The organism is Streptomyces alfalfae (assembly GCF_004127445.1).
GTDB classification, from domain to species: Bacteria; Actinomycetota; Actinomycetes; order Streptomycetales; family Streptomycetaceae; genus Streptomyces; species Streptomyces alfalfae.
Genome location: NZ_QEXM01000002.1, coordinates 1 through 13,267, shown reverse-complemented (window position 1 = coordinate 13,267; position 13,267 = coordinate 1). Strand labels below are relative to the sequence as shown.

The window sequence follows — 13,267 nt, the reverse complement described above, 5'->3', positions numbered from 1 at the left end:
GCTGACGGGAGCGAGGGCGCGGCGGCTTCCTGCGACCGGACAGCGGCCTTCGACGTGGACACGGGCAGGAAGCTCTGGGACAAGAAGCTGCCCGGCGAGGGCGCCTCCGTCATGAGCGTCAACGTGACGATGACGCGGGGTGCCGTGGTCGCAGCCGCGGGCGACGCCTCTGTGGCGTACGACATGACCAGCGGCAAGCGGTTCTGGGCCGATACGAAACCCTCGACCTGCGATGCGGTCGGGTTCGCCGGGGGCCGCGACCTGCTCGCCCTGGTGCAGTGCGGAAACGGCGCCGATGCCGAGTACCGGATCCAGCGCATCGCTCCCCGCTCGGGCGAGCCCGTGTGGACATACGAGGTCACCCCAGGGGTCCAGGGCGTCAGGATCGCCGTGTCCAACGGATGAAGGGCGACGAGCCGCACCAGGTGATGATGAGAGGGTTCGAGGCCAGCGGTCGACCTCCGCTCCGGGGCCGGCGCGCCGGCTGGTAACCTGTGTGACGACCGTCAGTCTGCATACCCCCGGATCCCGCGAGGATCAGGACGGGAAACGCAGGGATCCGGGCCCGTGAGGGCCCGCCCGACGGCTCATCCCGCCCCCCGAGTCCCGTAAGCCCCCCTGAGACGTAGACCAGGGGCACTCGGAGGCACACAGAACACCACGAGGAGTACGCGTGTCGCTCGACGCCGCTACGAAGAAGCAGATCATGACCGAGTTCGGCCAGAAGGAGGGCGACACCGGCTCCCCCGAGGTGCAGGTCGCGCTGCTCTCGCGCCGTATCTCGGACCTGACCGAGCACCTCAAGACGCACAAGCACGACCACCACTCCCGTCGTGGTCTGCTGATCCTGGTCGGCCAGCGTCGCCGCCTGCTGCAGTACCTGGCCAAGAAGGACATCCAGCGCTTCCGCGCGCTGGTCGAGCGCCTGGGCATCCGTCGCGGTGCGGCGGGCGCCAAGTAAGACGCCGTGAAGGGAGCGGTTCCCACTCGAAGCACTCGAAGGGGGCCGCTCCCTTTGCTGTACGTGCGCGGTGTCACCGTGGCTTTGTAGTCTGGTGACGAAAGCACGTCCCCGTGGGTAGGGACCCGATCACGGTCCAGCTCCCCCGGGACACCCAGCACGACCCCACGAGGGAGAGGCGCACCCAGCCGCCGCCGGTCCTCGGTAGTGGCCCCCGGGCGAAACCCCCGGGAGCTTCGATCGAAGACCGGCCCGCACACACGGCGCGTTTCTCCACACAGTCCCCGTCCACGGAAGGACGCATGGGACGCCGCCCCCGGGCCACACGGGACCAGGGGCGAGAAGACGAAACGTAGACACGTAGGAGAACAGTGGAGAACGAGACCCACTACGCCGAGGCCGTCATCGACAACGGCACGTTCGGTACCCGCACCATCCGCTTCGAGACGGGCCGTCTGGCCCGTCAGGCCGCCGGCTCCGCGGTGGCCTACCTGGACGACGACACGATGGTCCTCTCGGCCACCACCGCGTCCAAGAAGCCCAAGGACCAGCTCGACTTCTTCCCCCTCACGGTGGACGTCGAGGAGCGGCAGTACGCCGCGGGCAAGATCCCCGGTTCCTTCTTCCGTCGCGAGGGCCGGCCCTCCGAGGACGCGATCCTCACCTGCCGCCTGATCGACCGCCCGCTGCGTCCTTCCTTCAAGAAGGGCCTGCGCAACGAGATCCAGGTCGTCGAGACGATCATGGCTCTCAACCCCGACCACCTGTACGACGTGGTCGCGATCAACGCCGCCTCCTGCTCCACGCAGCTCGCCGGCCTGCCCTTCTCGGGCCCGATCGGCGGCACGCGCGTGGCGCTCATCAAGGGCCAGTGGGTCGCCTTCCCGACGCACACCGAGCTCGAGGACGCCGTCTTCGACATGGTCGTCGCCGGTCGCGTCCTCGATGACGGCGACGTCGCGATCATGATGGTCGAGGCCGAGGCCACCGAGAAGACCATCGAGCTCGTCAAGGGCGGCGCCGAGGCGCCGACCGAGGAGGTCGTGGCCGCCGGCCTCGAGGCCGCGAAGCCCTTCATCAAGGCCCTGTGCAAGGCCCAGTCGGACCTGGCGGCCAAGGCCGCCAAGCCCACCGGCGAGTTCCCGATCTTCCTGGACTACGAGGACGACGTCCTGGAGGCCCTGACCGCCGCGGTCAAGACCGAGCTGGCCCAGGCGCTCACCATCGCCGGCAAGCAGGAGCGCGAGTCCGAGCTGGACCGCGTCAAGGCGCTGGCCGGCGAGAAGCTGCTCCCGCAGTTCGAGGGCCGCGAGAAGGAGATCTCCGCCGCGTACCGCTCGCTGACCAAGACCCTGGTCCGTGAGCGCGTCATCAAGGAGAAGAAGCGCATCGACGGCCGCGGCGTCACGGACATCCGTACGCTCGCCGCCGAGGTCGAGGCCATCCCGCGCGTGCACGGCTCGGCGCTGTTCGAGCGCGGCGAGACCCAGATCCTGGGCGTCACGACGCTGAACATGCTCCGCATGGAGCAGCAGCTCGACACGCTGTCCCCGGTGACGCGCAAGCGCTACATGCACAACTACAACTTCCCGCCGTACTCCACCGGCGAGACCGGCCGCGTCGGCTCCCCGAAGCGCCGCGAGATCGGCCACGGCGCCCTCGCCGAGCGCGCCCTCGTGCCGGTGCTGCCGACGCGTGAGGAGTTCCCCTACGCGATCCGCCAGGTGTCCGAGGCCCTCGGTTCCAACGGCTCGACGTCCATGGGCTCCGTCTGCGCCTCCACCATGTCGCTGCTGAACGCCGGTGTGCCGCTGAAGGCCGCCGTCGCCGGTATCGCCATGGGTCTGATCTCCCAGGAGATCGACGGCGAGACGCACTACGTCACCCTCACCGACATCCTCGGTGCGGAGGACGCCTTCGGCGACATGGACTTCAAGGTCGCCGGCACGAAGCAGTTCGTGACCGCGCTCCAGCTCGACACCAAGCTCGACGGCATCCCCGCCTCGGTCCTGGCCGCCGCGCTGAAGCAGGCCCGTGACGCGCGTCTGCACATCCTCGACGTGATGAACGAGGCGATCGACGTTCCGGACGAGATGTCCCCGAACGCGCCGCGCATCATCACCGTCAAGATCCCGGTGGACAAGATCGGTGAGGTCATCGGCCCCAAGGGCAAGATGATCAACCAGATCCAGGAGGACACCGGCGCCGACATCACGATCGAGGACGACGGCACCATCTACATCGGCGCCGCCGACGGCCCGGCCGCCGAGGCCGCCCGCGCCACGATCAACGGCATCGCCAACCCGACCATGCCGGAGGTCGGCGAGCGCTACCTGGGCACCGTCGTGAAGACGACGACCTTCGGCGCGTTCGTCTCCCTGCTCCCGGGCAAGGACGGCCTCCTGCACATCTCCCAGATCCGCAAGCTCGCCGGCGGCAAGCGTGTGGAGAACGTCGAGGACGTCCTCGGCGTGGGCCAGAAGGTCCAGGTCGAGATCGCCGAGATCGACTCCCGCGGCAAGCTCTCCCTCATCCCCGTAGTCGAGGGCGAAGAGGGCGACGAGCAGGCCGCCGACAAGAAGGACGACACCGACAAGTGACGTCGCGTAGCACCACGACGACGGCCCGCACCTCCTCGGAGGCGCGGGCCGTCGCCCGTACCCAAACCCTCATCAAGGGCGAGCACGGCATCGGCACGGTCCGCAGGACGACCCTCCCCGGCGGCCTGCGCGTCGTCACGGAGACCCTGCCCTCCGTGCGCTCGGCGACCTTCGGCATCTGGGCCAACGTCGGATCGCGCGACGAGACCCCGTCGCTGAACGGCGCCACGCACTACCTGGAGCACCTCCTCTTCAAGGGCACCAAGAAGCGCAGCGCCCTCGACATCTCGTCCGCGCTCGACGCGGTCGGCGGTGAGATGAACGCCTTCACGGCGAAGGAGTACACGTGCTACTACGCGCGCGTGCTCGACACCGACCTGCCGCTCGCCATCGACGTCGTCTGCGACATGCTGACGGGCTCGCTGATCCGCCAGGAGGACGTCGACGCCGAGCGCGGCGTCATCCTCGAGGAGATCGCGATGACCGAGGACGACCCGGGCGACTGCGTGCACGACCTGTTCGCGCACACGATGCTCGGCGACACCCCCCTCGGCCGCCCGGTCCTCGGCACCGAGGACACGATCAACGCCCTCACCGCCGACCGCATCCGCCGCTTCTACAAGAAGCACTACGACCCCACCCACCTGGTCGTCGCCGCCGCGGGCAACGTGGACCACGCCAAGGTCGTACGCCAGGTCCGCGCCGCCTTCGAGCGGTCCGGCGCGCTGCGGGACACCGAAGCCGTCCCGATGATCCCGCGCCAGGGCTCCCGGACGCTGCGCACCGCGGGTCGCGTCGAGGTCGTCAACCGCAAGACCGAGCAGGCCCACGTCATCCTCGGCATGCCGGGCCTGGCCCGCACCGACGAGCGCCGCTGGGCCCTCGGCGTGCTGAACACCGCGCTCGGCGGCGGCATGTCGTCCCGCCTCTTCCAGGAGGTGCGGGAGAAGCGCGGCCTCGCCTACAGCGTGTACTCGTACACCTCGGGCTTCGCCGACACCGGTCTCTTCGGGGTCTACGCGGGCTGTCGGCCCAGCCAGGTGCACGACGTCCTGAAGATCTGCCGCGACGAGCTGGACCAGGTCGCGGAGCACGGTCTGACGGACGACGAGATCACGCGCGCCATCGGCCAGCTCGCGGGCTCCACCGTCCTCGGACTGGAGGACACCGGCGCGCTGATGAACCGTATCGGCAAGAGCGAGCTCTGCTGGGGCGAGCACATGTCGGTCGACGACATGCTGGCCAGGATCTCGGCGGTCACCCCCGACGAGGTGCGCGAGGTGGCCCGTGACGTACTGGGACACCGCCCGTCCCTCTCGGCCATCGGCCCCCTCAAGGACAAGCAGGCGGCGCGCCTCCACGACGCGGTCGCTTAAGCCACCGGGCCCCTAGGGCCCGACCGGCTCGACTTAAGGAACGAAGGACATGAGCAAGCTGCGCGTTGCGGTCATCGGCGCCAAGGGGCGCATCGGCTCCGAGGCCGTGAAGGCCGTCGAGGCCGCCGACGACATGGAACTGGTCGCCGCCCTCGGCCGCGGCGACGAGCTGCGGTCGCTGGTGGACAACGGCGCCCAGGTCGCGGTCGAGCTGACCACCCCCGACTCGGTGATGGCCAACCTCGACTTCTGCGTGGGCAACGGCATCCACGCCGTCGTCGGCACCACGGGCTGGACCGACGAGCGCCTCGCGCGGCTGCGCACGTCCCTCGCCGCGTCGCCGGAGACGGGCGTGCTGATCGCCCCGAACTTCTCCATCGGCGCGGTCCTGACGATGAAGTTCGCGCAGATCGCCGCGCCCTGGTTCGAGTCCGTCGAGGTCGTCGAGCTGCACCACCCGAACAAGGCCGACGCCCCCAGCGGCACCGCCGCGCGCACCGCCCAGCTCATCGCCGAGGCCCGGCGGGAGGCCGGCAGCGCCGCGCAGCCCGACGCCACGACGACGGCCCTGGACGGCGCGCGCGGCGCGGACGTCGACGGCGTACGGGTCCACTCCGTGCGCCTTCGCGGTCTGCTGGCCCACCAGGAGGTGCTGCTCGGCGGCGAGGGGGAGACCCTGACCGTCCGGCACGACTCGCTGCACCACAGCAGCTTCATGCCGGGCATCCTGCTCGGCGCCCGCCGCGTGGTGAGCACTCCGGGCCTGACCTTCGGCCTCGAACACTTCCTGGACATCGGCTGAGCCGGGAAGCGGAACCCATGCGAGCCTCCATGCGAGCGAAGATCACCTACGCCGTCACGGCCGCCGTCCTGGTCGTCTACTTCGTCCTGGTCGGCAGCCGCGGCGTGCTGCTCATCCGGCACGGCACCCTGCTCACCGTCACCTTCGGTGTCGCGGTGCTGATCCTGCCGGTCATCGGCGTCTGGTTCCTCTGGCAGAACACCCGGTTCGTGCAGCGCGCCAACCGGCTCGCCGCCGAACTCGACGCCGAAGGCGGCCTGCCCGTCGACGAGTTGAAGCGCACTCCGGGGGGCCGCATCGACCGCGACTCCGCCGACGAGGTCTTCGCCCGCCGCAAGGCCGAGACCGAGGACGCCCCGGACGACTGGCGCTGCTGGTTCCGCCTCGCCGTCGCCTACCACGACGCCCGGGACACGCCTCGGGCGCGCAAGGCGATGCAGCGGGCCATCGCCCTGCGCGAGGGCAGAGCGGTCAACGTCTGATCGGTCCACGTCCGGCCGGGGCTCGGGGCTCGGGGCCGGGGGCCCTGGCCCCGGCGTCAGGTGTCTCAGGCGGTGGCGCGGTACTCGTCGGCCCACGCCTCGATGGAGTCGGCCGCCCGGTTGAACGCCTCGTGCCGGGCGACGAAGTCGGCGTTCTTGTCGGTGAGCAGCAACGACTGCCCATCGGCCGCCCCACCTCGTCGTACGAGGACGAGTGCCTGCCCCTGCACCGTGCGGGGCAGGCCCAGCCAGCGCACCGGCTGCTGCGCGGTCCGCACGGCCGCGATCTGCGTCCACGGCACGGTCCGCGTCGACAGGAAGCCGACCCGGCGCACCCCGTGCGCGCTCACCCAGGTGCCCATGCGCAGCAGCCGCAGCGAGGTCGCGATGAGGATGGCGGCGAGCGCCGCACAGACCGCCGCGCCCCCGAACGAGTCCGCGAGCGCGATGATCACCGCGGCGAAGAGCACGAACGAGGCGAGCAGCAGCAGAAGTGCGGCGGCGCCCACGCGCCACGGACCGGGACGGTAGGGCCGGCGCCACTGGTCGCGGTCGTCGAAGGGCAGCGCAGTGTCGTGCGCCGCGTCGTCGAACGCGCGGTCCGCGGTCAGGAAAGGCAGGGGCACGGGCTGGTCCTCACTTGATCCACGCATGAGCTGTGCCCGGTGAGGCTATCGAGCCGTGCCCCCTGCCACCACCCTTGGGGGTCCGGACGAGTCAACGCCCGGATTGGTGCGTTTTGCCCGGTCAGCGCCCGTCCGAGGCCTCGGACTGCTGGGTGTGCGCGGGTGACTGGTCGGCCGACATCGCGGGCATCCCGAAGAGCAGGGATCCCACGAGACCGGCGACGACGGTCAGCCCGATGAGCGTGCGGCCCACGATCTGACTTGCCGTGGCACGCTCACGGGGCGGGGGAGTGACGTTGCTGCGGAACTTGTCGGCTTCGGCGATGAAGGCGAACGGGACGGGCTCTCGCCGACGGAACATGGGACGCGCTTCTCCTCACGGGTCTCGAGTGTTCTCTCTTACATAGACAGACGCTCGAACCGCCCCAAAGGTGCCCTGTTTCAGCAAATTAGGCGAAGAATGTCGTGGCGGGTCACCGAACGGCCGATTGTCGGTGCCGGGTCATAGAGTGGGCGCCGCCCGAGTGATGCACATGGAAGGACCCCCGCCAGTGAGCGAGACCCCCACCGAAGACCTCAAGCCCAGCTTCCGCAGCGAGGTCACCGTCGAGCTGGTGAAGCACGCCGCCGCCGACTCCGACGTCCTGTGGGCCGCCCGCGTCTCGACGGCGGGCGAGCAGTCCCTCGACGAGCTCCAGAAGGACCCGGAGCGCTCGAAGGGCCTGATCAACTACCTGATGCGGGACCGCCACGGCAGCCCCTTCGAGCACAACTCGATGACGTTCTTCATCAGCGCCCCCATCTTCGTCTTCCGCGAGTTCATGCGCCACCGTGTCGGCTGGTCGTACAACGAGGAATCGGGTCGCTACAGGGAGCTGGAGCCGGTCTTCTACGTCCCCGACGCCTCCCGCAAGCTCGTCCAGGAGGGACGCCCCGGCAAGTACGTCTTCGTCGAGGGCACCCAGGCCCAGCAGGAGCTCACCGGCCGCGTCATGGAGGACTCCTACCGCCAGGCGTACGAGGCGTACCAGGAGATGCTCGCCGCCGGCGTGGCCCGCGAGGTCGCCCGCGCGGTGCTCCCCGTCGGCCTCTTCTCCTCGATGTACGCGACGTGCAACGCCCGTTCGCTGATGCATTTCCTCGGTCTGCGCACCCAGCACGAGCTGGCCAAGGTCCCGTCCTTCCCGCAGCGGGAGATCGAGATGGTCGGCGAGAAGATGGAGCAGCACTGGGCCGAACTGATGCCGCTCACCCATGCGGCCTTCAACAAGAACGGCCGTGTGGCCCCGTAAGGCACTGATGTGCGGACGGCGAGAGCGAAGTGTCCGGATTGCGGCCCTTCGTGAAGTTCGCCTAGCCTGATCGAACGGACCCGGCACTGCCTGAACCCCCGAGCAGGCAGTGCCGGGCTCCGCACCCGTCAGGCCCGCTCACGTCCCCCGAGGGGGGACCCCGCGCTGAGCAGCGAGTAGCGTGTTACCCATGGCTCCGACCTCCACTCCGCAGACCCCCTTCGGGAGGGTCCTCACCGCCATGGTCACGCCCTTCAAGGCGGACGGCGCACTCGACCTCGACGGCGCGCAGCAGCTCGCCGCCCACCTGGTGGACGCAGGCAATGACGGCCTCGTCATCAACGGCACCACCGGTGAGTCCCCGACCGTCAGTGACGCGGAGAAAGACGACCTGGTACGAGCCGTGCTGGAGGCGGTCGGAGACCGCGCCCACATCGTCGCGGGCGTCGGCACCAACGACACCCGCCACAGCATCGAGCTCGCCCGCGCCGCCGAGCGGGCCGGCGCCCACGGTCTCCTGACCGTCACGCCGTACTACAACAAGCCCCCGCAAGAGGGACTGCTCCGGCACTTCACCGCGATCGCCGACAGCACCGAGCTGCCGGTCATGCTGTACGACATCCCGGGCCGCAGCGGCGTGCCGATCAACACCGAGACGATCGTCCGCCTCGCCGAGCACCCCAGGATCGTCGCCAACAAGGACGCCAAGGGCGACCTCGGCCGCGCGAGCTGGGCCATCGCCCGCTCGGACCTGGCCTGGTACTCCGGCGACGACATGCTGAACCTGCCGCTGCTGTCCGTCGGCGCGTGCGGTTTCGTCTCGGTCGTCGGCCACGTCGTCACCCCCGAACTGCGCGCGATGCTCGAAGCGCACCTCTCGGGCGACGTGCAGAAGGCCACGGAGATCCACCAGAAGCTGCTCCCCGTCTTCACCGGCATGTTCCGCACGCAGGGTGTGATCACGACCAAGGCGGCGCTCGCCCTCCAGGGCCGGCCCGCGGGGCCGCTCCGCCTGCCGATGGTGGAGCTGACGCCCGAGGAGACGGCACAGCTCAAGATCGATCTTGCCGCCGGCGGGGTACAGCTCTGACCACAGACTTCACAACTGAATACGCGACACCCGCGGGCCCCGAGTCCGCGGTCATCCAACAACTGCTCACGCACGAACGTCACGCGCGCCACGTGCCCCGGAGGCACGTGGCGTGTGTGGTGAGGAGAGTCTTTTGAGTCATCCGCATCCTGAACTCGGTGCCCCGCCGAAGCTCCCGAAGGGCGGCCTGCGGGTCACCCCGCTCGGCGGCCTCGGTGAGATCGGCCGCAACATGACCGTCTTCGAGTACAACGGTCGCCTGCTGATCGTCGACTGCGGAGTGCTCTTCCCCGAGGAGGAGCAGCCCGGAATCGACCTGATCCTGCCGGACTTCTCGTCCATCAGGGACCGCCTCGACGACATCGAGGGCATCGTGCTCACGCACGGCCACGAGGACCACATCGGCGGTGTCCCCTACCTCCTGCGCGAGAAGCCGGACATTCCGCTGATCGGCTCCAAGCTGACCCTCGCCCTGATCGAGGCGAAGCTCCAGGAGCATCGCATCCGCCCGTACACGCTCGAGGTCGTCGAGGGCGACCGCGAGCACCTCGGCCCGTTCGACTGCGAGTTCGTCGCGGTCAACCACTCCATCCCGGACGCCCTGGCCGTCGCCATCCGCACTCCCGCGGGCATGGTCGTCGCCACCGGCGACTTCAAGATGGACCAGCTCCCGATGGACGGCCGCCTCACGGACCTGCACGCGTTCGCGCGGCTGAGCGAGGAGGGCATCGACCTCCTGCTCTCGGACTCCACGAACGCCGAGGTCCCGGGCTTCGTCCCGCCCGAGCGCGACATCTCGGGCGTGATCCGCGGCGTCTTCGCCGGCGCCCAGAAGCGCATCATCGTCGCGAGCTTCGCCAGCCATGTGCACCGCATCCAGCAGATCCTGGACGCCGCCCACGAGTACGGCCGCCGGGTCGCCTTCGTCGGCCGCTCGATGGTCAGGAACATGGGCATCGCCCGCGACCTCGGCTATCTCCGGGTGCCGCCGGGCCTCGTCGTCGACGTCAAGACGCTCGACGACCTGCCCGACAGCGAGGTCGTCCTGGTCTGCACGGGTTCCCAGGGCGAGCCGATGGCCGCGCTGTCCCGCATGGCCAACCGCGACCACCAGATCCGCATCGTCCAGGGCGACACGGTGATCCTGGCGTCATCGCTCATCCCCGGCAACGAGAACGCGGTCTACCGCGTGATCAACGGTCTGACCCGCTGGGGAGCCAACGTCGTCCACAAGGGCAACGCCAAGGTGCACGTCTCCGGCCACGCGTCGGCCGGCGAGCTCCTGTACTTCTACAACATCTGCAAGCCCAAGAACCTGATGCCGGTGCACGGCGAATGGCGCCACCTGCGCGCCAACGCCGAGCTCGGCGCCCTCACCGGCGTCCCGCACGACCGCATCGTGATCGCCGAGGACGGCGTGGTCGTCGACCTGGTCGAGGGCAAGGCCAAGATCGTCGGCAAGGTCCAGGCCGGTTACGTGTACGTCGACGGCCTCTCGGTCGGCGATGTGGGCGAGCCCGCGCTGAAGGACCGGAAGATCCTCGGGGACGAGGGCATCATCTCGGTCTTCCTGGTGGTGGACTCCACCACCGGCAAGATCACCGGTGGCCCCCACATCCAGGCCCGTGGCTCCGGCATCGACGACGGGGTGTTCGGCACGGTCATCCCGAAGATCCAGGAGGTCCTGGAGAAGTCGGCCCAGGACGGCGTCGTCGAACCCCACCAGCTGCAGCAGCTCATCCGCCGCACGCTGGGCAAGTGGGTGTCGGACAACTACCGCCGGCGCCCGATGATCCTGCCCGTGGTCGTCGAGGTCTGACCCTCCCGACCGCAGTAGCTCCGGAGCGGGGCGCCTCGATTTGCATCGAGGCGCCCCGCTCCGTTAAGTTTACGGCTCCGCCCAACCGGGAAGCGCCGCGCACAGACGTGCCGGGGCCGATCCGAACGGGGTGGGAATTCGGACTCAGAAACTTCTGATAAAGTCTGAACCGCCGGAAAGGGAAACGTGAGAGCCGAAAGGCCGAGCGGGAACCGGAAAGGCACCGAGGAAATCGGACACGAAAGAGTCTGATAGAGTCGGAAAAGCAAGAACAAAAGAAACACCGAAGGGAAGCGCCCGGAGGAAAGCCCGCAAGGGTGAGTACAAAGGAAGCGTCCGTTCCTTGAGAACTCAACAGCGTGCCAAAAGTCAACGCCAGATATGTTGATACCCCGACTCACTTCGGTGAGTTGAGGTTCCTTTGAAAAAGTCCTGTACGGCATGACCGTGCAGGCAGCACAGCGAGGACGCTGTGAACCGGGGGGATTATTCCTCTCCCTGGTTCCGCTCTCGTGGTGTTCATCCCGGTAACGGGAAAACATTCACGGAGAGTTTGATCCTGGCTCAGGACGAACGCTGGCGGCGTGCTTAACACATGCAAGTCGAACGATGAAGCCCTTCGGGGTGGATTAGTGGCGAACGGGTGAGTAACACGTGGGCAATCTGCCCTTCACTCTGGGACAAGCCCTGGAAACGGGGTCTAATACCGGATAACACTCTCTCTCGCATGGGAGAGGGTTGAAAGCTCCGGCGGTGAAGGATGAGCCCGCGGCCTATCAGCTAGTTGGTGAGGTAGAAGCTCACCAAGGCGACGACGGGTAGCCGGCCTGAGAGGGCGACCGGCCACACTGGGACTGAGACACGGCCCAGACTCCTACGGGAGGCAGCAGTGGGGAATATTGCACAATGGGCGAAAGCCTGATGCAGCGACGCCGCGTGAGGGATGACGGCCTTCGGGTTGTAAACCTCTTTCAGCAGGGAAGAAGCGAAAGTGACGGTACCTGCAGAAGAAGCGCCGGCTAACTACGTGCCAGCAGCCGCGGTAATACGTAGGGCGCAAGCGTTGTCCGGAATTATTGGGCGTAAAGAGCTCGTAGGCGGCTTGTCACGTCGGTTGTGAAAGCCCGGGGCTTAACCCCGGGTCTGCAGTCGATACGGGCAGGCTAGAGTTCGGTAGGGGAGATCGGAATTCCTGGTGTAGCGGTGAAATGCGCAGATATCAGGAGGAACACCGGTGGCGAAGGCGGATCTCTGGGCCGATACTGACGCTGAGGAGCGAAAGCGTGGGGAGCGAACAGGATTAGATACCCTGGTAGTCCACGCCGTAAACGGTGGGAACTAGGTGTGGGCGACATTCCACGTCGTCCGTGCCGCAGCTAACGCATTAAGTTCCCCGCCTGGGGAGTACGGCCGCAAGGCTAAAACTCAAAGGAATTGACGGGGGCCCGCACAAGCGGCGGAGCATGTGGCTTAATTCGACGCAACGCGAAGAACCTTACCAAGGCTTGACATACACCGGAAAGCATCAGAGATGGTGCCCCCCTTGTGGTCGGTGTACAGGTGGTGCATGGCTGTCGTCAGCTCGTGTCGTGAGATGTTGGGTTAAGTCCCGCAACGAGCGCAACCCTTGTCCCGTGTTGCCAGCAAGCCCCTTCGGGGGTGTTGGGGACTCACGGGAGACCGCCGGGGTCAACTCGGAGGAAGGTGGGGACGACGTCAAGTCATCATGCCCCTTATGTCTTGGGCTGCACACGTGCTACAATGGCCGGTACAATGAGCTGCGATACCGCGAGGTGGAGCGAATCTCAAAAAGCCGGTCTCAGTTCGGATTGGGGTCTGCAACTCGACCCCATGAAGTCGGAGTCGCTAGTAATCGCAGATCAGCATTGCTGCGGTGAATACGTTCCCGGGCCTTGTACACACCGCCCGTCACGTCACGAAAGTCGGTAACACCCGAAGCCGGTGGCCCAACCCCTTGTGGGAGGGAGCTGTCGAAGGTGGGACTGGCGATTGGGACGAAGTCGTAACAAGGTAGCCGTACCGGAAGGTGCGGCTGGATCACCTCCTTTCTAAGGAGCACTTCTAGGCTGCTTCGGCAGTCCAGGGGCCAGTTCATCAGCGAACGTCTGATGCTGGTTGCTCATGGGTGGAACGTTGACTACTCGGCCTGGTTTCCGGGTCGGAGGCTGCAAGTACTGCTCGTCAGAGCGTGGAAAGCA

General features: G+C 67.7%; 11 protein-coding genes and 1 rRNA gene. 10 read left to right on the top strand and 2 right to left on the bottom strand.

Annotated elements, in window-relative coordinates; genetic code table 11:
- Positions 1–54: 54 nt before the first annotated feature.
- From DCW30_RS00565 to DCW30_RS00540, 6 genes are all read left to right on the top strand, one after another.
- A complete protein-coding gene (locus tag DCW30_RS00565; RefSeq protein WP_076684237.1) occupies positions 55–405 on the top strand; it encodes an outer membrane protein assembly factor BamB family protein in 351 nt (116 codons plus the stop codon).
- 268 nt (positions 406–673) lie between these two features.
- On the top strand, positions 674–961 hold the full coding sequence (gene rpsO, locus DCW30_RS00560) for a 30S ribosomal protein S15 (RefSeq protein ID WP_055568703.1): 288 nt from the start codon (positions 674–676) through the stop codon (positions 959–961).
- 371 nt (positions 962–1,332) lie between these two features.
- On the top strand, positions 1,333–3,561 hold the full coding sequence (locus DCW30_RS00555) for a polyribonucleotide nucleotidyltransferase (RefSeq protein WP_062781331.1): 2,229 nt from the start codon (positions 1,333–1,335) through the stop codon (positions 3,559–3,561).
- Entirely contained in the window at positions 3,558–4,937 is a 1,380-nt protein-coding gene (locus DCW30_RS00550) for a M16 family metallopeptidase (RefSeq protein ID WP_076684236.1), read from the top strand. The genes DCW30_RS00555 and DCW30_RS00550 overlap by 4 nt, the downstream gene beginning before the upstream one ends.
- A gap of 49 nt (positions 4,938–4,986) precedes the next feature.
- A complete protein-coding gene (gene dapB / locus DCW30_RS00545; protein WP_076684235.1) occupies positions 4,987–5,739 on the top strand; it encodes a 4-hydroxy-tetrahydrodipicolinate reductase in 753 nt (250 codons plus the stop codon).
- Between the two features lie 29 nt (positions 5,740–5,768).
- A complete protein-coding gene (locus DCW30_RS00540; RefSeq protein WP_062781353.1) occupies positions 5,769–6,221 on the top strand; it encodes a tetratricopeptide repeat protein in 453 nt (150 codons plus the stop codon).
- A gap of 65 nt (positions 6,222–6,286) precedes the next feature.
- Here DCW30_RS00540 and DCW30_RS00535 read toward each other — a convergent pair whose 3' ends face one another.
- The gene (locus DCW30_RS00535) at positions 6,287–6,847 is read right to left on the bottom strand and encodes a PH domain-containing protein (protein ID WP_076684234.1); all 561 of its coding nucleotides are present in this window, start codon (positions 6,845–6,847) and stop codon (positions 6,287–6,289) included.
- 121 nt (positions 6,848–6,968) lie between these two features.
- A complete protein-coding gene (locus DCW30_RS00530; RefSeq protein WP_062781321.1) occupies positions 6,969–7,208 on the bottom strand; it encodes a hypothetical protein in 240 nt (79 codons plus the stop codon).
- Positions 7,209–7,398: 190 nt separating this feature from the next.
- Between DCW30_RS00530 and thyX the strand changes: the two genes are divergently transcribed.
- The 4 genes from thyX to DCW30_RS00505 all read left to right on the top strand — a co-directional run bounded on the left by thyX (position 7,399) and on the right by DCW30_RS00505 (position 13,117).
- The gene (thyX, locus tag DCW30_RS00525; protein WP_062781319.1) at positions 7,399–8,139 is read left to right on the top strand and encodes an FAD-dependent thymidylate synthase; all 741 of its coding nucleotides are present in this window, start codon (positions 7,399–7,401) and stop codon (positions 8,137–8,139) included.
- A gap of 190 nt (positions 8,140–8,329) precedes the next feature.
- Complete coding sequence (gene dapA / locus DCW30_RS00520; RefSeq protein WP_076684233.1) at positions 8,330–9,229, top strand: 4-hydroxy-tetrahydrodipicolinate synthase; 900 nt, start codon at positions 8,330–8,332, stop codon at positions 9,227–9,229.
- A 133-nt stretch (positions 9,230–9,362) separates the two neighbouring features.
- Entirely contained in the window at positions 9,363–11,048 is a 1,686-nt protein-coding gene (locus DCW30_RS00515; RefSeq protein WP_062781315.1) for a ribonuclease J, read from the top strand.
- A gap of 541 nt (positions 11,049–11,589) precedes the next feature.
- Positions 11,590–13,117: ribosomal RNA gene (locus DCW30_RS00505) — 16S ribosomal RNA — on the top strand.
- Positions 13,118–13,267 lie beyond the last annotated feature (150 nt).